The organism is Nakamurella panacisegetis (assembly GCF_900104535.1).
GTDB lineage: Bacteria > Actinomycetota > Actinomycetes > Mycobacteriales > Nakamurellaceae > Nakamurella > Nakamurella panacisegetis.
Genome location: NZ_LT629710.1, coordinates 4,858,053 through 4,882,839, shown reverse-complemented (window position 1 = coordinate 4,882,839; position 24,787 = coordinate 4,858,053). Strand labels below are relative to the sequence as shown.

At 69.9% G+C, this 24,787-nt stretch carries 20 protein-coding genes; 11 read left to right on the top strand and 9 right to left on the bottom strand.

Annotated features, from left to right (window positions below; genetic code table 11):
• Positions 1–35: 35 nt before the first annotated feature.
• Positions 36–1,304 carry an ATP-dependent Clp protease ATP-binding subunit ClpX gene (gene clpX, locus BLS97_RS21960; RefSeq protein ID WP_090480625.1) on the top strand — a complete coding sequence of 423 codons (1,269 nt, stop codon included), beginning with the start codon at positions 36–38 and terminating at the stop codon, positions 1,302–1,304.
• Between the two features lie 84 nt (positions 1,305–1,388).
• On the opposite strand, the gene BLS97_RS23135 is transcribed toward clpX, so the two are convergent.
• The 4 genes from BLS97_RS23135 to BLS97_RS21935 form a co-directional block, all read right to left on the bottom strand.
• Entirely contained in the window at positions 1,389–2,000 is a 612-nt protein-coding gene (locus tag BLS97_RS23135) for a hypothetical protein (protein WP_172832326.1), read from the bottom strand.
• Between the two features lie 92 nt (positions 2,001–2,092).
• On the bottom strand, positions 2,093–2,920 hold the full coding sequence (gene fdhD / locus BLS97_RS21945; RefSeq protein WP_090480616.1) for a formate dehydrogenase accessory sulfurtransferase FdhD: 828 nt from the start codon (positions 2,918–2,920) through the stop codon (positions 2,093–2,095).
• Between the two features lie 189 nt (positions 2,921–3,109).
• A complete protein-coding gene (locus BLS97_RS21940) occupies positions 3,110–3,589 on the bottom strand; it encodes a GNAT family N-acetyltransferase (protein ID WP_090480613.1) in 480 nt (159 codons plus the stop codon).
• Positions 3,590–3,730: 141 nt separating this feature from the next.
• Complete coding sequence (locus tag BLS97_RS21935; RefSeq protein ID WP_157695619.1) at positions 3,731–4,540, bottom strand: hypothetical protein; 810 nt, start codon at positions 4,538–4,540, stop codon at positions 3,731–3,733.
• A 189-nt stretch (positions 4,541–4,729) separates the two neighbouring features.
• On the opposite strand from BLS97_RS21935, the gene recO reads away from it, so the two are divergent.
• Genes recO through BLS97_RS21915 form a run of 4 tightly spaced genes read left to right on the top strand, consistent with a single transcriptional unit; the run spans position 4,730 to position 8,404 of the window.
• Entirely contained in the window at positions 4,730–5,641 is a 912-nt protein-coding gene (recO, locus tag BLS97_RS21930) for a DNA repair protein RecO (RefSeq protein WP_090482918.1), read from the top strand.
• Positions 5,638–6,468, top strand: coding sequence for an isoprenyl transferase (locus tag BLS97_RS21925; protein WP_090480607.1), 831 nt, complete (start codon positions 5,638–5,640; stop codon positions 6,466–6,468). Before recO ends, BLS97_RS21925 begins: the two co-directional genes overlap by 4 nt.
• Positions 6,465–7,481, top strand: coding sequence for a permease (locus BLS97_RS21920; protein WP_090480604.1), 1,017 nt, complete (start codon positions 6,465–6,467; stop codon positions 7,479–7,481). Before BLS97_RS21925 ends, BLS97_RS21920 begins: the two co-directional genes overlap by 4 nt.
• Positions 7,478–8,404, top strand: a complete 927-nt coding sequence (locus BLS97_RS21915; RefSeq protein ID WP_157695618.1) for a TIGR03943 family putative permease subunit — start codon at positions 7,478–7,480, stop codon at positions 8,402–8,404. The genes BLS97_RS21920 and BLS97_RS21915 overlap by 4 nt, the downstream gene beginning before the upstream one ends.
• A gap of 54 nt (positions 8,405–8,458) precedes the next feature.
• Here BLS97_RS21915 and BLS97_RS21910 read toward each other — a convergent pair whose 3' ends face one another.
• The 3 genes from BLS97_RS21910 to lpdA form a co-directional block, all read right to left on the bottom strand.
• Positions 8,459–9,340, bottom strand: a complete 882-nt coding sequence (locus tag BLS97_RS21910; protein WP_090480598.1) for a TIGR01777 family oxidoreductase — start codon at positions 9,338–9,340, stop codon at positions 8,459–8,461.
• Positions 9,341–9,471: 131 nt separating this feature from the next.
• Positions 9,472–11,352, bottom strand: a complete 1,881-nt coding sequence (gene sucB / locus BLS97_RS21905; RefSeq protein WP_090480595.1) for a 2-oxoglutarate dehydrogenase, E2 component, dihydrolipoamide succinyltransferase — start codon at positions 11,350–11,352, stop codon at positions 9,472–9,474.
• 46 nt (positions 11,353–11,398) lie between these two features.
• Positions 11,399–12,775, bottom strand: a complete 1,377-nt coding sequence (gene lpdA / locus BLS97_RS21900) for a dihydrolipoyl dehydrogenase (RefSeq protein ID WP_090480592.1) — start codon at positions 12,773–12,775, stop codon at positions 11,399–11,401.
• A 310-nt stretch (positions 12,776–13,085) separates the two neighbouring features.
• Here lpdA and BLS97_RS21895 point away from each other — a divergent pair, with 310 nt between their 5' ends.
• Positions 13,086–13,445, top strand: a complete 360-nt coding sequence (locus tag BLS97_RS21895) for an oxidoreductase (RefSeq protein WP_231988255.1) — start codon at positions 13,086–13,088, stop codon at positions 13,443–13,445.
• Positions 13,446–13,460: 15 nt separating this feature from the next.
• Here BLS97_RS21895 and BLS97_RS21890 read toward each other — a convergent pair whose 3' ends face one another.
• Positions 13,461–14,924, bottom strand: a complete 1,464-nt coding sequence (locus BLS97_RS21890) for a leucyl aminopeptidase (protein ID WP_090480587.1) — start codon at positions 14,922–14,924, stop codon at positions 13,461–13,463.
• 82 nt (positions 14,925–15,006) lie between these two features.
• On the opposite strand from BLS97_RS21890, the gene gcvT reads away from it, so the two are divergent.
• Together gcvT and BLS97_RS21880 are read left to right on the top strand one after the other, a co-directional pair.
• Positions 15,007–16,140, top strand: a complete 1,134-nt coding sequence (gene gcvT, locus BLS97_RS21885; RefSeq protein ID WP_090480584.1) for a glycine cleavage system aminomethyltransferase GcvT — start codon at positions 15,007–15,009, stop codon at positions 16,138–16,140.
• A 105-nt stretch (positions 16,141–16,245) separates the two neighbouring features.
• Positions 16,246–17,337 (top strand): branched-chain amino acid aminotransferase, encoded by a 1,092-nt coding sequence (locus BLS97_RS21880; RefSeq protein WP_090480581.1) that lies wholly within the window; start codon positions 16,246–16,248, stop codon positions 17,335–17,337.
• A gap of 197 nt (positions 17,338–17,534) precedes the next feature.
• On the opposite strand, the gene rpmB is transcribed toward BLS97_RS21880, so the two are convergent.
• Complete coding sequence (gene rpmB / locus BLS97_RS21875; RefSeq protein WP_090480578.1) at positions 17,535–17,726, bottom strand: 50S ribosomal protein L28; 192 nt, start codon at positions 17,724–17,726, stop codon at positions 17,535–17,537.
• A 218-nt stretch (positions 17,727–17,944) separates the two neighbouring features.
• Between rpmB and BLS97_RS21870 the strand changes: the two genes are divergently transcribed.
• From BLS97_RS21870 to BLS97_RS21860, 3 genes are all read left to right on the top strand, one after another.
• Positions 17,945–18,802, top strand: coding sequence for a hypothetical protein (locus BLS97_RS21870; RefSeq protein ID WP_157695617.1), 858 nt, complete (start codon positions 17,945–17,947; stop codon positions 18,800–18,802).
• 106 nt (positions 18,803–18,908) lie between these two features.
• Entirely contained in the window at positions 18,909–21,233 is a 2,325-nt protein-coding gene (recG, locus tag BLS97_RS21865; protein WP_172832402.1) for an ATP-dependent DNA helicase RecG, read from the top strand.
• A 161-nt stretch (positions 21,234–21,394) separates the two neighbouring features.
• A complete protein-coding gene (locus tag BLS97_RS21860; RefSeq protein WP_090482911.1) occupies positions 21,395–24,787 on the top strand; it encodes a pyruvate carboxylase in 3,393 nt (1,130 codons plus the stop codon).

Sequence of the window (24,787 nt, the reverse complement as noted above, 5' to 3'; positions counted from 1 at the left end):
CCAGAAGTTGGCCCTATCCAAGATCGAGAGGGCTCATGGCGCGCATCGGCGACGGGGGCGATCTGCTGAAGTGTTCCTTCTGCGGAAAGAGCCAGAAGCAGGTTCGCAAGCTCATCGCAGGCCCCGGCGTGTACATCTGCGACGAGTGCATCGATCTGTGCAATGAGATCATCGAGGAGGAGCTGGCCGAGACCAGCGACGTCAAGCTCGACGACCTGCCCAAGCCCACGGCGATCCGCGAGTACCTCGACCAGTACGTCATCGGTCAGGACACCGCGAAGAAGGCACTCTCGGTCGCGGTCTACAACCACTACAAGCGGATCCAGGCCGGCCCCGATCGCGGTCCGGAGCCGGTCGAGCTGGCCAAGTCCAACATCCTGATGCTCGGCCCGACCGGGTGCGGCAAGACCTACCTGGCCCAGACCCTGGCCAAGATGTTGAACGTCCCGTTCGCGATCGCCGACGCCACTGCGCTGACCGAGGCCGGTTACGTCGGCGAGGACGTCGAGAACATCCTGCTGAAGTTGATCCAGGCGGCCGACTACGACGTGAAGCGGGCCGAGACCGGCATCGTCTACATCGACGAGGTCGACAAGATCGCCCGCAAGTCGGAGAACCCGTCCATCACCCGGGACGTGTCGGGTGAGGGTGTGCAGCAGGCGTTGCTGAAGATCTTGGAAGGCACGCAGGCTTCCGTGCCGCCGCAGGGCGGTCGCAAGCACCCGCACCAGGAGTTCATCCAGATCGACACCACGAACGTGCTCTTCATCGTGGCCGGCGCGTTCGCCGGGCTGGAGAAGATCGTCGGTGAGCGGGTCGGGCGCCGCGGACTTGGCTTCGGAGCCGAGATCCGGTCCAAGTTCGACATCGATGCGTCCGACATCTTCTCCGACGTGATGCCCGAGGATCTGATCAAGTTCGGCCTGATCCCCGAGTTCATCGGGCGTCTGCCGGTGGTCGCGGCGGTCACCCACCTCGACAAGGAGTCTCTGATCAAGATCCTGACCGAGCCGCGGGACGCGTTGTCCAAGCAGTACATGCGGCTGTTCGACATGGACGGCGTGAAGCTGGAGTTCGACCCGGATGCCCTCGAGGCGATCGCCGACGAGGCGATCCTGCGTGGCACCGGTGCTCGTGGCCTGCGCGCCATCATGGAAGAGGTGCTGCTCCCGGCGATGTACGAAGTGCCGGGCCGGGACGACGTCGAGCGGGTCGTCGTGACCGCCGAGACGGTCAAGAAGAACGTCTACCCGACGATCGTGCCGCGCGCGCCGAAGCGCACCCCGCGGGAGAAGTCGGCCTGATCTCTCCATCGCTTTGTCGTTGTCGGCCCCGTGTACATCTCGCCCACGGGGCCGATCGGCGTCTGCGGGTCCGAGCCGCTGATCTCAGTAGCAGTTCGTGGTGAGCCAGGTCGAGAGGTTCGTGATGGCGGTGGTGACCTTGCCGTCGGTCAACGACATGGCGAGCTCCGTCATGGACTTGCCCGCGGCCCCGCCGGCCCACGACCGCAGCGTCGTGACGTCACCCTGCACCGCGGGCGGAAGCCCCGATGCCGGAAGAGCCTTGAGAGCGGCATCGACGCTCGCTTGAGTGACCTTCGCGTTCATGTCGCCGCTGCTGCTGATCTGGTCGAACAGCGCGGTGAAGGCCTGGACGCCGGCCAGCACCTTGTTGCAGTCGGCCGACAGGCCCGGGACGCTCGACAGGCTCGACGGACCGGACTTCGTGATCGTCCCGTGCGTCGAGGTTCCCGGGGAGGTCGGCGGGACCGGAGTTCCGCTCGTCGACGGCTCCGTGAGACCGGTCGCGCTGGAGGTGGACGAAGAGCCGCCGGACTCCGTCGAACCGGTCGGAGAACTCGCGCTGCTCCCGGTGGAGGTGGCCGGGCTGGACGCCGCGGTGGCTTGGGCCGCCGCGTTCACCTGAGCCTGCCCGCTGACCGTTGTCGCACAACCGCCGACCAGGAGCGCACCGGCCAGAGCGCCGGCAACGGACACCGAACGGAACCTCATGGGGCTGCTCCCAGCGTCTGCCCGGATCGCCGGGTGTGCGGCGGTGATGTCGAGATGATGGTAGGCCCTGCGTCGGCTCAGGCGGCGCCGATCACGCGATCTGCCCCTGAATAGAGATTGAAGCCGTGGTCGCGGGTGAAGCCGATCAGCGTCAGGCCGGTTTCGGCGGCGAGTTCGACGGCCAGCGACGAAGGCGCGGAGACGGCGATGAGCATTCCGATGCCGGCCATCACCGCCTTCTGGACCAGTTCGAACGAGGCTCGTGACGATGTCAGCAGGGCCTCACCGCCCAACGGAACGTCGCCGGCGAGCAAGGCGGCGCCGATGACCTTGTCGACCGCGTTGTGGCGCCCGATGTCCTCGCGGACCAGGCGGAGCGATCCGTCGGGGGAGAGCAGGGCAGCGCCGTGGATGCCTCCGGTGCCGGCAAATGCCTTCTGGTGGCTCCGCAACTGATCGGGAGCGGCGCAGAGAACATCCGGGTCGAAGTGCAGGGTGGCCGGCAATGCGTGGCGGGTACGGAGCTTGAGCTGATCGATCGATGCCGAACCGCAGACGCCGCAGGCCGAACTGGTCACGAAGGCACGGGCGCCGGACCGGGCCGCCACTGGTACGGGCCCGGCGAGCTGCACGTCCAGCACGTTGTAGGTGTTGCGACCCTGCTCGTCGACACCGTCGCAGTACCGCATGGCGACGACGTCCGCGGCCGTGGCGATGATGCCCTCGGCGTGCAGCAGCCCGTGAGCCAATTCGATGTCGTGGCCGGCGGTCCGCATGGTGACCGACATCGACTCGCCGCCGAGACGGATCTCCAGCGGCTCCTCGCCGGCCACCAGATCGGCGCGCGGCGAGAACGTGCCGTCCCGGTACCGCTGGATCCGCGCTCGGGCGGTCACTCTGCTCACCCCGCCAGTATGCGGCGTCCGATCCGCTCGCCGACGGCGCAGTGGCGTCGTCCGTTGGACGGCGGCCCTGCGCGCATCGTGATCACCGGGTCGGCCGGCTCCGGGAAGAGCCGGCTCGGTGGCATCCTCTCGCCCCGCCTGGGCCCGTCGCGCATCTAACGGGACGGGCTCTATCACGGACGGACCGACCTATCGGCGGACCATCCTGATCTCCAGGATGCCGGCCGAATCGATCTTCTCGCTGCCGTCGGGAATGAAGTCGTGATGCACGTAGAAGGCACTCGCCCGGGGGTTGTCGCGGTAGACCCACAGACAGGCCGGACCATCGCCGATCGCTGCCTGCAGCAGATCGTCGGACACGCCTGACCCCTGCCGGCCCTGGCGGACGAAGATCGCGTAGAGCTCCCGCTCGGTGGGCGGATCCTCATCCCGGCTGGGACCGGAGATCGCGATGCCGACCACCTCTCCGTCGACCTCGGCCAGGTAGTGGTCCGCGATGCCGCTCTCGATCTCCTTACGTCGCCGTACGGCCAGTTTGACCGGATCGAACTCGGCGAAACGCTCTGACCCCCAGAGGTTCTCGTACGCTTCCCGCCAGCAGGCCAGGTGGCACGCGGAAAAGGCCTCTGCGTCATCCGGCTCGGCCCGGCGAATCGTCGGAATGCTCATGTATCCACCTTCGGCGCAGCCGTCGGGCGAGGTCGGTCGATGCCCCGGTCAGCGCCTCGACATCACTCACCCGGGTCCAGCACTTTGCCCTCCCAGGCTAGTGCACTGGTCGGACGCCGTTGGGTGCCCCCGTCCGCAGGCTCAGCCCTGCACCGCGGCCCAGGCCGCATTGGTCAACGCGATCATCTGCTGCTGGCCCTCGGCACCGTCGAAGCCCGAGCTGAACACCTGAACCGTCAGCGCGCCGTCCGAGCGCTGACAGGCGGCCGTCAAGGAGTTGCCCGGATCGATCGGGTGGCCGGCGGTGGTCGTCTCCGGGTGCACGACACGACAGCTGATCTGGTCGAACGTCTTGATCTCCTGCTGATTGACGGCCAACCCGAGGTAGGCCGGATCCGTCACCGGCCCGAGGGTCAGGCCGGGTGAGCCGGCCCGGACGGCGATGACCGTTGCGGTCTTCTCCAGGCCCGCATCGGCGTACGAGCGGACGTCGACCGCGGTGGTGCCGTAGGCCGCCTCGTACGACGCCACGGTGAGACTCTTCACCTTCGCCTGGTTGGCCTGCTGGGAGGCCAGCACGGTGGCCTTCCGGCCCGCCGTCGTCGACGACTGGTCCAACTTCGCCTTGTTGGCGGCAACCAGGTCCTGGTAACCGGCCAGAGATCCGGGAAGGGCGATCGCCCTGGTGTCGACCGAAGCCGCCGCACTCGTCCCGAAGTGCATCTTCTTGGTGGCCAGCAGGATTCCGCCCACCGCGACGGCGATCACCAGCCCGATGACCAGACCGACCAGGGTTGCCCCCCATGGCTTCCGGGGCGAGGGAGCGGGCGCGGCCGACGACGCGTACGGCGACCCGCGGTCGGGCGGCACCGGGGCGTTCATGGCGACGTGGCCGGGCTGATACCCGGGCTGACCCGGCTGAGGTCGGTACGGATCGTGAGGTTGTCCCATGTCGAGGACTCTCTCAGAGGTCTTTGCGTCGCGTCAGCAGATTGTCCAACCTGCCGCCCGGGTCACCCGATCGGTTGCCGCCGGACGACTGTCGACTTCCGGGTCGGGACAGCTCCGGTCACCGCGACGGACGGTTCCGGCGCGCGGGACAACACCGATTTGATCGCCGCACCTGGCACCATGGACGCTGTGACCGTCTACCGCGACTCCGGTGTGGTGCTGCGGGTCCACAAACTGGGTGAGGCGGACCGCATCGTCACTGTGCTGACCCGACGGGAGGGTCGGATCCGGGCCGTGGCCAAGGGGGTCCGTCGGACCAAGAGCCGATTCGGCGGTCGTCTCGAGCCGTTCAGCCATGTCGACATGCAGCTCTACGCCGGGCGGAACCTGGACATCGTCAACCAGGTGGTGAGCCTGGATTCGTTCGGTTCGGCCATCGCCGCCGACTACTCCCGCTACACGGCGGCCACCGCCATCGTGGAAACCGTCGAACGGCTGACGTCGGAGGAGCGCGAACCGTCGCTCAAGTTGTACCTGTTGCTGGTGTCCGTGCTGCGGGCCCTGGCCGAGACCGAACGTGACCCGTCGTTGCTGCTGGATGCATTCCTGATCCGGTCGATGTCCCTGGCCGGCTGGGCCCCCGCGCTGTCCGAGTGCGCCCGGTGCGGTGACCCCGGCCCCCATGCCGCCTTCCACGTCCCCTCCGGCGGGCTGCTTTGCGGCAACTGCCGGTCACCGGGCGTCGCCCGTCCCGCGCCCGGGGCGATCGCGTTGATGGCGGCGTTGGCCTCCGGTGACTGGCCCGGCGCCGAGGCGTCCACCGGATTGATGCGCCGGGAAGCGTCGGGGCTGGTCGCCGCGCTGTTGCAATGGCACATCGAACGCGGCCTGAAGTCCCTGCCCATGGTCGATCGGGGCGGATCGAGCCCGTCCCCGGAGCTGGGTGGCTACCCGGCCGCGCGGGGAGCGGCACTGGCCCGGATCGCGGCCGGGCAGACCGGCCCGGCCGAACCCCTCGAGGACGACCCCGGGTTCGACGGCCCTGACGAAGTCGAGCCGCCCCGGGTCGGAACGCAGCAACAGACTGGTGCCCTGACATGAGAGCCCGCAACGTCCCCACCGCCCTGCCTCGCCGGGAGCCCACGCCGCACCCCTCCGGCGCCGTGCCACCGGCCATCGCGGCGTCGGCCGTCCCGCAGCACGTGGCCCTGGTGATGGACGGCAACGGCCGCTGGGCCAAGGCCCGCGGTCTGCCCCGTACCGAGGGTCACAAACTAGGCGAGGCGGCGCTGTTCGACGTGGTCGAAGGGGCGATCCAGATCGGAGTCAAACACCTTTCGGCATATGCGTTCTCGACCGAGAACTGGAAGCGGTCGCCCGATGAGGTGCGGTTCCTGATGGGCTTCAACCGGGACGTGATCCGGCGGCGGCGGGACGACATGCACGCCCTCGGTGTCCGCGTCCGCTGGGCCGGCCGCCGGCCCCGTCTGTGGCGCAGCGTCATCCACGAACTCGAGGTGGCCGAGCAACTGACCGCCGGCAACGACGTCCTGACATTGACCATGTGTGTCAACTACGGAGGCCGCGCGGAGATCGCCGACGCCGCCAAGGCGATCGCCCTCGAGGTGGCCGCCGGCCGGATCAATGCCTCGAAGGTGGACGAAGCGATGCTCGCCAAGTACCTCGACGAACCGGACATGCCCGACGTCGATCTCTTCCTGCGCTCGTCCGGCGAGCAGCGCACCAGCAACTTCCTGCTCTGGCAGTCCGCCTACGCCGAGATGGTCTTCCTGGACACCCTGTTCCCCGACTTCGACCGGCGTGACCTGTGGCGGGCCTGCGAGATCTACGCCTCGCGGCAGCGCCGGTTCGGGGGCGCCGAATCCGATGACCTGACGCCGGCGGCGACGACGGACCAACCGGGATGACGGACGTCAGAGACCGCCCCGCGCCGCCGGCCCCGCGCCGCCGGCCGCGTTACCGGCCGGGATCGCTCGAGATCTTCGCGCTCATCCTGCTGACCGCCGTGCTCCTGCGGAGTCAGCTGGCCAGCCTGCTGACCAAGGTCCTGCCGTCCGGCTGGTCGACCGTCTTCGTCGCCATCTGCGTGCAGGCCACCCCGTTCCTGGTCCTCGGGGTGCTGGTGTCCGGGGCGATCGCCGCGTTCGTCCCGGCCGCCTTCTTCACCAGGTTCATGCCCGAGCGGGCGGTACTGGCTGTCCCGCTGGCCGGCGTGTGCGGGATCGCCCTGCCCGGCTGCGAATGCGGTTCGGTACCGATCGCGAACCGGCTGATGAATCGGGGTGTCCGCCCGTCAGCTGCGCTGGCTTTCCTGCTGTCGGCGCCGGCCATCAATCCGATCGTGCTGGTGGCCACGGCCGTGGCGTTCCAGGCCGAACCGAGAATGGTCTGGGCTCGCCTGGTCGGCGGCCTGCTGACCGCCGTCATCGTGGGGTTGGTCTGGGAGAAGCTGGGCCGGCCGGCCTGGATGAAGCCCCGCCTCCGGGAGCAGTCGGACAGCGAGGACACCGGTCTGAAGGTGTTCCTGCCGACCATGCGCGCCGATTTCACGCAGGCGGCCGGTTTCCTGGTGATCGGCGCCGCGGCCGCGGCCACGCTGAACACGGTGGTGCCGCGGACGTTCATGCAGCACGTCGGGGGCAACGTCGCGCTGGCCGTTCTGACCATGGGCCTGCTCGCGTTCTTCCTGGCCCTGTGCTCGGAGTCGGACGCGTTCGTGGCGGCGTCGTTCTCCACCATCCCGGTGGTCGGCAAGCTGGTGTTCCTGACCGTCGGACCGGCGGTCGACATCAAACTGTTCGCCATGCAGTCCGGCACCTTCGGGCGGAAGTTCGCGGTGCGGTTCGCGCCGGTCACGTTCGTGGTGGCCATCGTCGTCGGTGTCGGCACCGGCCTGTTGTTCTTCGGAGGCTGGCGTTGAACAAGACAACCCAATCCGTGCTGATCGTCCTACTGGGCGGTCTCCTGATCTCGATCACGGTCAGCGGCCGGTACACGTCCTACGTCAAACCGGGCTTCGGGCCGCTGTTGGTGATCGCCGGGGTCATCCTGATCCTGGTCGGCGTCCTGTCCATCGTCACCGGCATCCGCGGTGACCGGAAGGCCGACCTGCAGATGGAAGCCGACGCCGCGCGCGGCACGGATACAGCGCCGTCGGTGCCCGCCCCGCCGGTCGACCATTCGCACGAGGAGGCCGACGGTCACGGGCACAGCCACGACCGGTCCAAGGCGCCGTGGTTGATCCTGGCCCCGATCCTGGTACTGCTCCTGCTGGCGCCGCCGGCGCTGGGCGCCGACGCGGTGAACCGGAACGCCGGGTCGCAGGCGTTGCAGGGACTCACCGGTGTCGCCTCGGCCACCGGGGCCGGCGCTGACGTCGCCGCGGGCGGCTCGTCAGGGGGATATGCACCCAACGACGGCAGCGGCCACGGCATCGGCACCAAGGCCTTCGCCAAGCAGCGCCCGACCATGAAGTTCGCCGCCCTCCCGGCGGGTCAGGATCCGGCCCTGACCCTGAAGGAATTCATCATGCGTGCCCTGTACGACGGCGACAACTCGGTGTCGGACAACAACATCACCGTCGTCGGGTTCATCGCCGGCGCCGGCGACGGCTACACCAGCGGCTACTCGCTGGCCCGGATGACGATCAGTTGCTGCGCCGCGGACGCCAGCCCCATGCGGGTGCACATCGACGCCCCGGCGAAGTACGCCGTGAACACGTGGGTCAGCGCGGTGATCAGCGCCCAGGTCGGAACCGCCGACTCCGGGAACGACTACGTACCGACCGTCGACGTGGTGTCCATGACGCCCATCAGCCAGCCGTCCGACCCCTACGAACACTGAGGTCGACGGCCGCCGGCGGCGGAGCCGGCCGGCCCTGCCGCGGACGAGGCGCGCTCAGCCCAACTCGGCCTGGAGCGCCGCGGTCAGGGTCGGGTGGGTGAATCCGAAACCGGAGTCGAGCAGGGCCTTCGGGATGGCCCGCTGGCCGTTGACGATCTCCTCGGCGAAGTCACCGACGGCGATCTGCAGAGCAAACTTCGGCACCATCCACGGGGTCGGCCGGTGCAGTTGGCGACCGAGTTCCTTCGCGAACTCGGCGTTCGTGACCGGGGCTGGGCCGCAGACGTTGACCGGCCCGGACACTTCCGTGGTCAGCAGGTGCACCATCGCGTCGATGTGGTCGGTGGCCGAGATCCACGGGTAGTACTGCCGGCCGGAACCGAGCCGGCCGCCGGCGAAGAGCTTGGTCAGCAACGCCAGCTTGGGCAACAGTCCGGCCTCCTTCCCCAGAACCAGCCCGGTGCGCAGGTGCGCGACCCGCACCCCGGCCGTCTCGGCCGCCTCGGTGGCCCGCTCCCAGTCCACGCACACGCCGGCCAGAAAACTGGTTCCCGCGTGGGCCGTTTCGTCGATCTCCTCGTTACCGCGCGGGCCGTAGTAGCCGACTCCGGAGGCGCTGAGCATCACCGGAACGTCGGCCTGAGCCGCTCGTGAGGCCAGCAGCGTCGTGGGGTTCACCCTCGAGGAGCGGATCAGGTCGCGGTAGGCGACACTCCACCGCTTGTCGCCCACTCCGACGCCGCACAGGTTGACGATGCCGTCGACCCCCTGGAGGTCGGCGGCGTCGAGCTCACCCCGGTCCGGGTCCCAGGTGACCTGGTTCGCTCCGGTGGGGGCGCGGCGGACCAGTTGCGTCACCCGGTGCCCGTCCGCGGTCAGCTTCCCGATCAATCGTTGTCCCAGGAACCCACTGGCTCCGGCCGCGATGATGTGCACGTCTGGCGTCCTTCTGTCGTCGTCGGTCCGGATCTGTCGGTCCGGATGGACCTGCTCCCTGACCCCGGAAGACGGCTGAAGGCCAACCCCTCGGACGAGTGGTCGGCCTCCAGCCGTGGTTCATGCGTGGGTCACAACCCCAGATCGCCCTCGAAGTCGCCGGCTTCGATGCGCTTCTTGACCGCTCCGAGGAACCGCGAGGCGTCGGCCCCGTCGACGTTGCGGTGGTCGTAGGACATGGCCAGGTACGCCATGGACCGGATCGCGATGACCTCGCCGCCGTCGGGGGTGGTCAGCACCACCGGACGCTTGACGATCGCGCCCGTCCCGAGGATGGCCGACTGCGGCGGCACGAAGATCGGGGTGTCGAACAACGCCCCGACACTGCCGGTGTTGGTGATGGTGAACGTCCCCCCGGACAGATCGTCCGGGCCGATCTTGTTGTCGCGGGTGCGGGCGGCCAGGTCGGCGATCTTGCGGGCGATCCCGCCGATGTTGAGATCGTCGGCTTCCTTGATGACGGGGACGATCAGCCCGCGGGGGGTGTCGACGGCGATGCCCAGGTTGACGTGGCCGTGGTACGTGATCTCCTTGATGTCCTCGGACAGTGACGAGTTGACCACCGGGTAGAGCTTCAGGGCCTCGATGGCGGCCTTGACGAAGAACGGCAGGAACGACAGCTTGACGCCCTCGCGGGCCTCGAAACTGGCTTTCGCCTTTGCCCGCAGGTTTGCCACGCGGGTCACGTCGACCTCGATGACCGTGGTCAGCTGGGCCGCCGTGTGCAGGCCGTACACCATGTTCTTGGCGATCGACTGGCGGATCCGCGGCAGCTTCTGGGTGGTTCCGATCAACGCCGTGGCGGTCGCGTCGGGGACCGGCTTGGCCGCCGAGGGGGCCGGCGTCGCCGAGGCCGCCGGAGCCGGAGCGGCCGCTGCCGCCTTGGCCGCCTTGACGGCCTCGCCGGCGGCGACGACGTCCTCACGGCGGATGCGGCCCCCGACGCCGGTACCGGTCACGGTGGACAGGTCGACGCCTTGGTCGGCGGCCAGTTTGCGGATCACCGGGGTGACGTAGCTGGAGGTGTCGGCCTTGGGGGCGGGCTGCCAGCCCGCGGCGGCGGGCTTGGCCGCCGGTGCCGCAGCGTCGGGCGACGGGGTGACCGGCGCCGGTGCAGCGGCGGGGGCCGGAGCGGCCGGGGCCGGAGCGGCGGGGGCCGGAGCGGCGGCCGGGGCCGGAGGGGCGGGGGCCGGAGCGGCCGCCGGCGCCGCGGCCTGGGGGGCCGGAGCCGGGGTGGGTGCCGGGGCCGGTGCTGCGCCCTTGTCGCCGATGACGGCGAGCTGCCCGCCGACCTCGACCGTCTCGTCCTCGCCGACACTGATTTCCAGGAGGGTGCCGGCCACGGGGGAGGGCACCTCGGTGTCGACCTTGTCGGTCGAGATCTCCACCAGCGGCTCGTCCACGGCGACGGCGTCGCCGACGGCCTTGAGCCAGCGGGTGACCGTGCCTTCGGTGACCGATTCGCCCATGGCCGGCAACAGGATCGGAGTACCGGAACCGGTCGCCGGGGCGGCGTCGGCCGTCGGCTTCTCGGCCGGGGTCTCCAGGTCGGTCGACGGCTGCTCCGGCTCGGCGGCCGCCGCGGCCGGAACCGCCTCGGGCTCGGGTGCGGCGTCAGCGGCTGCCTCAGGCTCCGGAGCTACCTCCGGCTCCGGGGCTGCCTCCGGCTCCGGAGCCGCCGCGGGCTCTGGTGCCGCCTGGGCGGTGGCGCCACTGCCGTCGCCGATCACGGCCAACTCGGCACCGACCGCGGCCGTCTCGTCCTCGGCGACCACGATCTTCTCGAGCACGCCGGCGACCGGGGAGGGAATCTCGGTGTCGACCTTGTCGGTCGACACCTCCAGCAACGGCTCGTCGACGGCGACCGTGTCGCCGACTTCCTTCAGCCAGCGGGTGACAGTGCCTTCGGTGACGCTCTCACCGAGAGCCGGCATCTGCACGGAGTGCGACATGGATTTTCTTCCCTACCTTGGTCGAGAAAGCAGTTGGACGGGTGCGTCAGTTGTGGACGTGCAGCGGCTTGCCGGCCATGGCCAGCATGGCCTCGCCGATCGCCTCGTACTGGGTCGGGTGCGCGTGGACCAGCGGCGCGACGTCCTCGGGGTTGGCCTCCCAACCGACAATGGTCTGGGCCTCGCCGATCAGATCGCCGATCCGGGCGCCCACCAGGTGGATGCCGATCACCGGTCCGTTCTTCACCCGCACCGCCTTCACACCACCGGCTGTGCGCAGGATCTGCGACTTCGGGTTCCCGGCCAGGTCGTAGACAAACGTCTCGATGTTCTCGGCCCCGTGCACCTCGGCCGCCTTGGCCTCGGTCAGGCCGACCGACGCGATCTGCGGATCGCAGTAGGTGATCTTGGGGATCAGCGAGTCGGGGATGACCTCGGGGTTGAGACCGGCGATGTCCTCGGCCACGAACACACCGTGCTGGAACCCGCGGTGGGCCAGCTGCAGGCCGGGGACGATGTCGCCGACGGCGTACACGTTGGGCAGGTTGGTGCGCAGCCGCTCGTCGGTGATGACGAAGCCGCGATCCATGTTCAGGCCCGCTTCCTCGAACCCGCAGCCGGCGGTGGCCGCGCCGCGGCCGACGGCCACGAGCAGCAGGTCGGCCGAGAAGGTCTTGCCGTCCTCCAGGGTGACCGTGACGCCGCTGTCGTCCTGGGTGACACCGGCGAACCGGATACCGGTGGAGAAGGCGATCTTGCGCTTGCGGAAGGCGCGCTCGAGCAGCTTCTGGGCCCACGGATCCTCGGCCGGAACCAGACTCGGCAGGGCCTCGACGATGGTGACCTTGGTACCGAAGGAGGCCCAGACGGAGGCGAACTCGACGCCGATGACGCCGCCGCCGAGGACGATCGCCGACTCGGGGATCCACTCCAGGCCGAGTGCCTGTTCGCTGGTGATCACGCGACCCTCGATGTTCAGGCCGGGCAGCGACTTGGAGTAGGAACCGGTGGCCAGCACGACGTTGGTGCCGATGTACCGGTCGTCACCGACGACGACGGAATTCGGACCGACGAAGGTGCCCTCGCCCTCGATGACGGTGATGCCGCGCGACTTGACCAACCCGGTCAGCCCCTTGTGGGCCTTGGCGACGATACCGTCCTTGTACTTGTGCAGGCCCGGTACGTCGACCCCGTCGAAGGTGGTGCGCAGCCCGTAGGCCGCACCTTCGCGTGCGTCGTCGGCGACCTCGGCCGCGTGCAGCAGGGCCTTGGTCGGGACGCATCCGCGGTGCAGGCAGGTGCCGCCCAGTTTGTCCTTCTCGATCAGAACCACGGAGGAGCCGAGCTCGGACGCACGCAGTGCAGCGGCGTAGCCGGCTGACCCTCCGCCGAGAACGACCAGGTCGACGGTGGTGTCGGTCATGTGAAAACGAACTCCTCAGGCTCTCGTGGAAGCTGTTCCCGGCCGCTGTCGATGATCACGACGGCTCCGGTGCGGCCTCCATCTTGACATCTCGCCCGACCGCGCGCGTCGCGGGTGCATGTTCGGCCGGCCCCCGCGGCCCGAACGGAGGCCGTCCGACACGCGGAGCAGTCCCGGCTGGTGGCGTTGCTTGACGGGCGGATGGTTGACACTGGTGGCAACAAGTCCGCGGTTCGGCTCCGGTTCAGGGTTCGCCGTGGGCGTAACCACGGCGGGGGACCATCATGGACAGAGCTGGAGTTGGGCGACGATGAGCTGGTTGTCCAGGATGCGGCCGGGCCAGGGATCGCGGTCGGAAAGCCCCCGCGCGCAGCGGCGCGCCGTGGTCGACGGGCTGGTCGACTGGGTGGCGGTGCGGCGCGGTGTCGAGGTCTTCGTCGAACCCAAGACGCCGATGACGCCGGTCACGATGGTTCTGGTCGCCCATGACGGTGAGTTCACCCGGAAGCAGGTCGCGTCGCCCGAGGCCGCCAAGTCGTTCGCCCGGCAGCACCGCCTGCCGATCTACGACGCGACCATCGTCGGATACCCGCAACGGATGCGGGACTACTCCCGCCGTCAGAAGATTCTGCAGGAACGCGCCCGGCGCGATGAGCTGGGCGATCGCTGACGGCGGGAGCGCCGCTCAGCCGGCGGCGATGTCGGCCAGGACGGCCAGCAGCGTCCGGACGGGCACCCCGGTTCCACCGGAGCCGTTGTAGCCGTAAGGCTTTCCGCTGTTGAAGGCCGGCCCGGCGACGTCCAGGTGGGCCCAGGGCAGCCCGTCGGGGACGAAGTTGGACAGGTAGTGCCCGGCCACCAACATGCCGCCGACCCGGTCCCAGTTGATGTTCTGCAGGTCGGCGACCTGGGATTGGATGCTCTCGCCGAGTTCTTCCGGCAGCGGCATCGACCAGCCGCCCTCGCCGACCTCGCGGGCCAGTTCGGCCACCCGGTCGCGGAAGTCGTCGGAGCCCATCACGGCCATGGTGCGGTTGCCCAGGGCGACGACCTGGGCGCCGGTCAGCGTGGAGGTCTCGATCAGGTAGTCCGGTTCTTCCTCGGCCGCCCGCACGATGGCGTCGGCGAGGACCAGCCGGCCTTCGGCGTCGGTGTTCAGGACGTGCACGGTCTTGCCCGGTTCTCCGTGGGCGCCGTAGTGCCGGATCACGTCACCCGGACGGTAGGACGACCCGGACGGGAGGTTCTCGGCCATCGCGGCCCAGGCGGTCACCGCGACCGGGAGACGCAGGGCGGCGGCGGCGATGACGGTGGCCACGACGCAGGCCGCGCCGGACATGTCACTTGTCATGTTCTCCATGCCCTGGGCCGGCTTGATCGACAGCCCGCCGGAGTCGAAGGTGATGCCCTTGCCGACCAGGGCCACGGTCTTGGTGGCTCCCTTGGGGGAGTAGGCCACCCGGACCAGGCGCGGGGGCCGGCTGGATCCCGAACCAACGGCCAGGATGCCGCCGAAGCCCTGAGCTGCCAGCTGATTCTCGTCGAACACCTCGACGGACAGCCCGGCCGCCTCCGCCGCCGCCGTGGCCCGCTCGGCGAAGGCCTGCGGGAACAGGTCGTTGGGTGCGGTGTTGATCAGGTCGCGGGCCAGCAGCACGCCCTCGGCCGTCGCGACCGCGTCCCGCAGGGTCGCCTTGGTGGCCTTGTCGTTCTTCGTCACCGAGAGCGCGATCGATTCGACCGGCGGCTTCGACGGCGTCTTGTACCGGTCGAACACATACCCGCCGAGCAGGTGACCCTCGGCGGCCGCGGTGAGGTCGATCAGGCCCAGGGTCGAGGTGATGGAGGGCTTACCGGCCACTCCACGCGAGGCGATCCCGGCCGCCTTGCGCAGGACCTCGGGAATGAACTTGTCCTCGGCGCCGAGCCCGACCACAGCGACCACGACGGCGGCGACCGAGCCGTCGCCCGGGACCAGGGTGAGTTCGCCCGCCTTGCCCGAGGCGCCGGTGAGGGCGGCCGTCGACACGGCGTCGGCGAAGCGCTGATCGGCCGGGACCGGGCCGTTGGGGCCGGCGTAGGCGGCCACCACCAGCACGTCGGTCTTGGCCTTGGCCGGGTCGGCGGTGGTCAGGGAAAGCGTTGTCATCGGCAAGATGCTCCTTGGGTTCGAGTGCCTGCATGGCACGGTAGCCGTCGCTCCCGACGATGGAGCACTACGGTCTAGAACCATGACTGCCGACTCACCCGCCGATCTGCTGCACTCGCCCCTGCATGACGCCCACCTGGCGCTCGGCGCCACCATGGGTGCCTTCGGCGGGTGGGACATGCCGATCTCCTACGCCGGCGGCGGGGTGGTCGCCGAGCACACCGCGGTCCGCACCACGGTCGGGTTGTTCGATGTCTCGCACCTGGGCAAGGCGTCGGTGACCGGCCCCGGGGCCCGGGACTTCGTGAACCGCACACTGACCGCCGACCTGGGCAAGATCGGGCCCGGCCAGGCCCAGTACACCTTGTGCTGCAACGAGTCCGGTGGCGTGATCGATGATCTCATCGCCTATCTGGTGAGCGACGACGAAGTCTTCCTGGTACCCAACGCGGCCAACACGGCCGACGTTGTCACCGCGCTGGCCGCGGTCGCTCCGGACGGCGTCGTGGTCACCGATCGTCATCGCGAATTCGGCGTGATCGCCGTCCAGGGACCGCAGTCGGCCGACGTCGTGGCCGCGGTCGGTCTGCCCACCCAGCTGGACTACATGGCCTGGGCCGACGGCACCTGGACCGACGGTGCCGGGGTGCCGGTCACGGTGCGGGTGTGCCGCACCGGATACAGCGGTGAGCACGGGTACGAGCTGCTGCCGCCCTGGGACGCCGCCCGTGGCCTCTGGGACGACCTGGCGGTCAAGGCGGCCGAGCGCGGTGGGCGCCCGGCCGGGCTGGGGGCCCGCGACACCTTGCGGACCGAGATGGGTTACCCGCTGCACGGGCAGGACCTGGGCCCGGAGATCAGCCCGGTGCAGGCGAGGTCGACGTGGGCCGTGGGTTGGAGCAAACCGGCGTTCTTCGGCCGGGACGCGCTGTTGGCCGAGAGGGAGAACGGGCCCCGGCGCACACTGCGCGGGCTCGAGGCGCTGGACCGCGGGGTGTTGCGTCCGCACCTGCGAGTGGTCGGCGCCGACGGGACCGACATCGGGGAGACCACCTCGGGCACCTTCTCCCCGACGCTGGGCAAGGGCATCGGCCTGGCGCTGATCGACACCGCCGCCGGCGTCCAGGACGGTGACGAGATCTCGGTGGACGTCCGCGGCCGCTCGTTGCGGGTCCGCGTGGTGCGGCCGCCGTTCGTCCCGTCGCACGTCAGGTAGCAACATCAGGGTCGGCACCAGGCCGTCGGGACAAGGTCGGCAGGGGTTTCGGCGGCCCGGAGGGCGAAATACTAGGACGTCCGATGGTCGTAGTAGATTCGCCTCATGACGACCGCCTTCACCCGCACAAGCAACCCATCACCCGTGCCCGACGAGCGTCGGGCCGAGATTCTGGCGGCGCCCGGTTTCGGCCGGTACTTCACCGATCACATGGTCGTCATCGACTTCGAGAACGGCGCCTGGCGCGACCCCCGGCTGGTTCCCTACGGCCCGTTCACCCTCGACCCGGCCACCATGGTGCTGCACTACGCGCAGGAGATCTTCGAAGGCCTGAAGGCCTATTCGCAGCCGGACGGGTCGGTGGCCACGTTCCGTCCGCAGGCCAACGCGGCCCGGTTGAATCGGTCGGCTGACCGGCTGGGGATGCCCCGGCTGCCGGAGGAGATGTTTCTCCAGTCGCTCCGCGAACTGGCGCTGGCCGACCGGGCGTGGGTGCCGACCGGAGGCGAGGCGTCCCTGTATTTCCGGCCGTTCATGTTCGCGTCCGAGGTCGGACTCGGGGTACGACCGGCGAACAAGTACGTCTACTCGGTGATCGCGTCACCGGCCGGCGCCTACTTCGCCGGCGGCATTCAGCCGGTGAGTGTGTGGTGGTCGACGGAATACGTGCGCGCGGCCCCGGGGGGCACCGGCGCGGCCAAGACCGGCGGCAATTACGCGGCCTCCCTGGCCGCGCAGGCCCAAGCGGCGGAGCAGGGCTGCGACCAGGTCGTCTGGCTCGACGCGGTCGAGCGCCGCTGGGTCGAGGAGATGGGCGGGATGAACCTGTTCTTCGTCTTCGGAGAGGGTGCCGACGCCGAGTTGGTCACTCCTGAGTTGTCCGGTTCGCTGCTGCCCGGCGTCACTCGTGATTCGTTGTTGCAGCTGGCCCGCGATCGCGGTTACCGAACGGCGGAACGTCGGATCTCCACCGACGAATGGGCCAAGCGGAACGAGAGCGGCGAACTGACCGAGGTCTTCGCATGCGGCACGGCTGCCGTCATCACCCCGGTCGGCTCGGTCAAGCACGCCGACGGCGGGTTCGACATCGCCGGCGGCCGGCCCGGAGCCATCACGATGGAGCTCCGGGAAGCCCTCACCGGCCTGCAGCGCGGCCAGCTGGCCGACCCGCACGGCTGGATGGTCCCGCTCGCCTGAGCCCGAGCTTCCTCGGCGCAGACGGAACTGCCCGGCGCAGACCGAACTGCCCATCGGACCGGAAAAACCGGCGTCGATGGGCAGTTCTATCTGCGCAGCCTGATCCGGGTGCCGCCAATTGGTGCCGGGACGACAAAAAGGCGGCGGGACCATCGGTCCCGCCGCCTCTCGGCGCAGTATTGGGGGTCGAACCGGTACTAGCCGCGGACGACCTTGCCGGCCTTCAGGCAAGACGTGCAGGCGTTGACGCGCTTGACGGTGCCCGGAGCAACCTGGGCGCGAACGGCCTGGATGTTCGGGTTCCAGCGACGGTTCGTACGGCGGTGGGAGTGGGAAACGCTCATCCCGAAGCCCGGGCCCTTGCCACAGACGTCACACACGGCAGCCACTTCGGCTCAACCCCTATCGAAGAATGCGATCGCACCCGGTCGGCACGATCAGAAAGTCGCGGAAATTTGCGGTTGCGCCCGATGGGAGCCGGGCAACCCTCCAAGAATAGCCAGCGCGGCCGTTCCGGCCAAATCCGCCGGCCCGGCCCGCGGTGTTCCGGTGGTCCCCGGACGACCGCAGGCTCCGACCGGCCGTGTCCGGCGGCAAGATGGCTGACATGACGACGTTCGACACCGAACTGGTCGACCGGTGGTTCACCGGCCTGCTCGACCCCGACGGCAGCGCCGACCACGCGCCCTGGCTCCGGCCCGAGGCCGACGAGCGCGAGGTCCTGCTGGCCGGCGGCCGGTCGATCGCGGCGGCGGTCGGCTGGTCCGAACTGCCGAAACCGGTCCCGGCGCCGTCCCGCCCGGCCGCCGCGGTGCTGCAGGTGTACCTGGCCGGCGTGGCCACCGGCATCGCCGGCGCGCGCCGCAGCATGGCGGTCGGCCACGAGGTCGACGACGAGTCGTCGACCGACCGGTTGTGCCTGGTCGCAGGCCTGATCGCCGGGGGTGCGGCGGTCGCGGTCGATTCGTCGGCCGACAGCGATCCGGAGGCGGCCGAGCTGGCGCAGGTGGCCGGGAACGCCGCGGCGGAGCTGGTGGTCGACGGAGCCGACCTGCACGCCATCACCCGCGCCGCCGCCGCTGCCGCGCTGCTGGCCGGTCCACCCGACGCGGCCAACCGCGATCCCGGGTACCGGGCGCGGGCCCTGGTCGGCTCGGTCCTGGTCGGTCTCCAGCGGGCCAGTGCGCCGCCCGGCGCACCCGTACGCCGGCCCAGCTGCGGCGCGGGTCCGGGCGCCAACAACGGCATGCCCCTGTTGGCCGAGGTGACGTTCACCATGTTCCTGCCGCCCGACGACGCCGTCGGGCTGGAGCGCACCCTGGCCGGTCTGTCCGACGAGATCGTCGTCCTCTCCGACGGTGACCGTCGCTCCTTCCACGTCCACACCCGGTCGGCGGGCGAGGTGATCGCGGAGTCATACGCCGTCGGGTCGGTGTTCTCCCTCGTGGTCGGGCGGCTGGACTGACGGTCGCGGACGGGGTGACGCCCCGGCTGTCGGTGCCGGCAGGCACGATGGTGCGCGGACCCGGAGGGAGATGACGATGGACGAGAAGCCGAGCGGCGCGATCGGCATGTCGACGCCGCTCAAGCGGGTCCTTGGGGTCCGAGCGGCCAAGCAGCTGGAGGACAAACTGTCGTTGGCGACGGTCGGGGAGCTGTTGCGGTACTACCCCCGCAAGTACGACCGGCGGGGCAAGCTCACCGACATCGCGGGCCTCAAGGTCGGGGAGAAGGTCACGGTCTGGGCCAGCGTCCGCTCGGTGAAGGATCGTCAGCTGGGCCCCGGGCGCAAGGTCCGCAACATCACCAATGTCGTGATCAGTGACGGCAAGAGGGATCTGACCTGCACGTTCTTCAACCGGTGGAACCTGGGCAAGATGTTGCCGGTCGGCACCGACGCTATGTTCTCCGGCACCGTCAGCAGCTTCAACAATCAACTCCAGATCACCTCGCCCCAGGTCGCGGTGGTCAGTGTTGCCGGGGCCGACCGGCTCAGCCCGGCCGCCGCGAAGGGCACGTCGGCCTCTGAGTCGGTCGACGACCGACCCGGAGAGACCAGGGCCAAGGACGCCATCGACGTGCTGGAGTCGTTCGCCGGTGGGCTGATCCCGGTGTACCCGCTGTCCGAGGGCATCACCGGGACGCTGCTCCAGCGTTGCGTCCGCACTGTGCTGGACGTTCTCGAGGTGGTCGAGGACCCGCTCCCGGAGGTGTTGCTGGCCAGCCGGGGGCTGGTCGACCTCGACACGGCGTTGCACGACGTTCATCGCCCCACGGACGAGACCGCCCTGGACGCGGCGCTCGCCCGCCTCCGGTATGACGAGGCGCTGTCCATCCAGCTCGTGCTGGCCCGTCGAAAGGCGCAGATGCGCCACTTCCCGGCCGAGCCCTGCCCGGCCGTCCCGGACGGACTGCTGGCCGAGTTCGACCGCGAGCTGCCGTTCACCCTGACCGCGGGCCAGCGTGAGGTCGGCGAGGCCATCGCCCACGATCTGGCCACCATTCATCCGATGAACCGGCTGCTGCAGGGTGAGGTCGGCTCGGGCAAGACGGTCGTCGCGCTGCGGGCCATGCTCCAGGTGATCGACGCCGGGCGGCAGGCCGTGATGCTGGCCCCGACCGAGGTCCTGGCCGCGCAGCACGCCCGGTCCCTGCGCAGCGTGCTGGGTCCACTGGGCAACGGCGGCGAACTCGGGTCCAGGCCCGGAGCCGTCAAGATCACCCTGCTGACCGGTTCGATGAACACCTCGGCCCGACGCGAGGCCCTCCTGGACATCGCGTCCGGGCAGGCCGGGATCGTGGTCGGTACACACGCCCTCCTGTCCGAGGGGGTGTTCTTCGCCGGACTGGGTCTGATCGTCATCGACGAGCAACACCGGTTCGGGGTCGAACAGCGGAACGCGCTGCGCAACAAGCATCCCGAAGGCAACCCACCGCACGTGCTGGTGATGACCGCAACGCCGATCCCGCGCACCGTCGCCATGACGGTGTATGGCGACCTGGACACCTCCGTGCTGTCGGAACTGCCCAAGGGCCGCTCGCCGATCTCGACCACCGTGGTGCCGGCCGGGGAGCGCCCGGCCTGGGTCGACCGGGCGTGGATGCGGGTGCACGAAGAGGTCGCCAAGGGGCACCAGGTGTACGTCGTGTGCCCGAAGATCGGGGACCAACTGGACGAACCGGCGCGGGCCAAGGTCAAGAAGTCGGCGTCCCTGGAGGACCTGAACTACGCGCCCGACGACTTCGAGTTCGACGAACCGGAGGAGCAGAGCGACAGCAAGCGGCCGCCGCTGGCGGTCGTCGAGGTGGCCGAGCAGCTCGCCCAAGGGCCGCTGAAAGGCCTGCGGATGGGGATCCTGCACGGGCGGCTCCCACCGGTCGAGAAGGATGCCGTCATGTCTGCCTTCTCGGCCGGGCAGATCGACGTGCTGATCGCCACCACCGTCATCGAGGTCGGGGTGGACGTGCCGAACGCCACCATGATGATCATCATGGACGCGGAGCGGTTCGGCCTGTCCCAGCTGCACCAACTCCGGGGCCGGGTCGGCCGGGGCACCGGGCCCGGGGTCTGTCTGCTGGTCACCGAGTCGCCGCCCGGATCCAACGGGAGGGTGCGACTGGCTGCGGTCGAGGCCACCAACGACGGTTTCGAACTGGCCGAGGCCGACCTGGCCATCCGCCGGGAGGGCGACGTGCTCGGGACGTCTCAGGCCGGCCGGTCGTCCGGTCTGCGCCAGCTGTCGCTCCTGCGCGACCGCGAAGTGATCGAGCAGGCCAGGGCCGACGCCACCCAGTTCGTCGGGGACGACCCGCTGATGTCCGGCTATCCCGGTCTGGCCGCGATGGTGGCCTCCGTCATCGACGAGGAGAGCCAGGAGTTCCTGGAAAAGGGCTGATCGGGACGGACGCTCGGGGCGACCCGGAGGCTGCCGACCGCGAGAGCGACTGGGCAGGATAGGTTTGCCTGCGCGTCGCGGCCCTGATGCCGACCGATGCTGTCGCCGGAGTCCGGCCATCGCGGCCGGATCGCGTTCCCACCGAGGAGTCCTCGAACGCCATGTTCAGCAAGATCCTGGTCGCCAACCGTGGCGAGATCGCCATCCGTGCCTTCCGTGCGGCCTACGAACTGGGTGTCGCCTCGGTGGCGGTGTACCCGTACGAGGACCGCAACAGCCTCCACCGGCAGAAGGCCGACGAGTCCTACCGGATCGGAGAGCTCGGGCATCCGGTGCGGGCCTACCTGGACGTGGAGGAGATCGTCCGGGCGGCCCGGGATTCCGGCGCCGACGCGGTGTACCCCGGCTATGGCTTCCTGTCCGAGAACCCGCACCTGGCCCAGGCCCTGGCCGAGGCCGGGATCACCTTCATCGGGCCGCCGGCCGACGTGCTGGAACTGGCCGGCAACAAGTCACGGGCGGTCGACGCGGCGCGGGCCGCCGGGCTGCCGGTGCTGGAGTCCTCCGAACCGTCCAACGACATCCCCACCCTGCTGGCGGCGGCCGAGACGGTCGGGTTCCCGCTGTTCGTGAAGGCAGTGGCCGGCGGCGGTGGCCGCGGCATGCGCCGGGTCGACCGGGCGGCCGACCTGGAGGAGGCGATGGGGACGGCGATGCGGGAGGCCGCATCCGCGTTCGGTGACGACACGGTGTTCCTGGAACGGGCCGTCATCGAGCCCCGGCACATCGAGGTGCAGGTGCTGGCCGATCGCACCGGCGCCGCCGTGCACCTGTTCGAGCGGGACTGCTCGGTGCAGCGGCGTCACCAGAAGGTGATCGAGGTGGCCCCCGCCGTCGGGCTGGCCCCGGAAATCCGGGCCCGCATGTGCGCGGATGCGGTCGCCTTCGCCCGGCACATCGGCTACGTCAACGCCGGCACGGTGGAGTTCCTGCTGGATCGGGACGGTCGGCACGTCTTCATCGAGATGAACCCGCGAATCCAGGTCGAGCACACCGTCACCGAGGAGATCACCGACATCGACCTGGTGTCCTCCCAGATCCGCATCGCCGCCGGCGAGACCCTGGCCGACCTTGGCCTGGCCCAGGAGAACATCCAGATCCACGGGGCGGCACTGCAGTGCCGGATCACCACCGAGGACCCGACCAACGGTTTCCGCCCGGACACCGGACGCATCATCACCTACCGCTCACCCGGCGGAGGCGGCGTGCGGGTCGACGGCGGCACGGTGCACTCCGGGGCCGAGGTCAGTGCCCATTTCGATTCCCTCCTGGCGAAGCTGACCTGCCGCGGCCGGGACTGGAACCAGGCGGTCTCCCGCGCCCGCCGAGCGCTGGCCGAGTTCCGGATTCGCGGCGTCTCCACCAACATCCCGTTCCTGCAGGCGGTGCTGGACGACCCGGATTTCGCGGCCGGGGGTGTCACCACATCGTTCATCGAAACCCACCCGCAGCTGCTCACTGCCCGGCACTCGGCCGACCGGGGGACCAAGCTGCTGACCTACCTGGCCGACGTCACCGTCAACCGGCCCTACGGTGCGCGGCCGAAGGCGCTGATCGAACCGGCGACCAAGCTGCCCCGGGTGGACGGGCCGGCGCCGGCGGGCAGCCGGCAGCGGTTGGCCGAACTTGGCCCGGAGGGATTCGCCCGCTGGCTGCGCGACCGCACCGAACTGGCCGTCACCGACACCACGTTCCGCGATGCGCACCAGTCGCTGCTGGCCACGCGGGTCCGCACCCGGGACCTCGTCGCGGTCGGCCCGGCGGTGGCCCGGATGACCCCGGAACTGCTGTCCATCGAGGCCTGGGGCGGCGCCACCTACGACGTCGCCCTGCGGTTCCTGGCCGAGGACCCGTGGGAGCGGTTGGCCGCAATGCGGACCGCGGTGCCCAACATCGCGCTGCAGATGCTGCTCCGTGGGCGCAACACGGTCGGGTACACGCCGTATCCGGAGGCGGTCACCGATGCCTTCGTCGTCGAGGCGGCCGCCGCCGGGATCGACATCTTCCGCATCTTCGACGCCCTGAACGACGTCGAGCAGATGCGTCCGGCCATCGATGCGGTGCGGGCCACCGGAACCACGGTCGCCGAGGTCGCCCTCTGCTACACCGCCGACCTGTCGAACCCGGCGGAGAAGCTCTACACCCTCGACTACTACCTGCGTCTGGCCGAGCGGATCGTCGAAGCCGGCGCGCACGTGCTCGCCGTCAAGGACATGGCCGGTCTGTTGCGGGCCCCCGCCGCCCGCACGCTGATCACGGCGCTGCGGGAACGCTTCGACCTGCCGGTGCACCTGCACACCCACGACACCGCAGGCGGGCAACTCGCCACCTACCTCGCGGCCGCGGACGCGGGTGTCGACGCGGTAGACGGGGCCAGCGCCCCGATGGCCGGCACCACGTCGCAGCCGTCGCTGTCGGCGCTGGTCGCCGCGTTCGAGCACACCGAGCGGTCGACCGGGTTGTCCCTGCGGGCCGTCATGGACCTCGAGCCCTACTGGGAGGCCGTGCGCGCCGTCTACGCCCCGTTCGAGAGCGGCCTGCGGGCCCCGACCGGGCGGGTGTACTCCCACGAGATCCCGGGGGGTCAGCTGTCCAACCTGCGCCAGCAGGCGATCGCGCTCGGCCTCGGCGGGAAGTTCGAGGCGATCGAGCAGACCTACGCGGCGGCCGACGCCATGCTCGGCCGGTTGGTGAAGGTCACCCCGTCCTCGAAGGTGGTCGGTGACCTCGCGCTGCACCTGGTGGGTTCGGGTACCGACCCGCGCGACTTCGAGACCGACCCGGCCCGGTTCGACATCCCCGACTCGGTCGTCGGGTTCCTGTCCGGCGAGCTGGGCGACCCGCCGGGCGGCTGGCCGGAACCGTTCCGCACCAAGGCCCTGGCCGGTCGGACGGTCAAACCGGCGGTCGCTGCCCTCTCCGCGACGGACTCGGACGCGCTGGCCGACGCTCCGCGGAAGACCTTGAATCGCCTGCTCTTCCCCGGTCCGGACAAGGACTTCCAGGCCGCCCGCGAGGAGTTCGGCGACGTGTCGGTGTTGCTGACCTCGGACTACCTCTACGGTCTGCAGCGGGGCACCGAGCACGTGATCGAGCTCCAGCCCGGGGTGCAGCTCACGGTGGGACTCGAGGCGATCGGGGACGCCGACGAACGCGGACTGCGGATGGTGGTGACGACGCTCAACGGCCAGCTCCGGCCGCTGCAGATCCGGGATCGCACGGTGACCGTCGACGTCCCGGTGGCGGAGCGGGCCGATCCGGGCAATCCGTCCCACATCGCGTCGCCGTTCGCCGGTGTGGTCACCCTCGGCGTTCACGAGGGCGATGCGGTGGAGGCCGGACAGACCGTGGCCACCATCGAGGCGATGAAGATGGAGGCGTCCATCACCAGTCCGATCGCCGGTAGCGTGGTCCGCACCGCGATCAACTCGGTGCAGCAGGTGGAAGGCGGCGACCTCGTTCTGGTCGTCACTCCCGGGCCAACGGCCGGATAG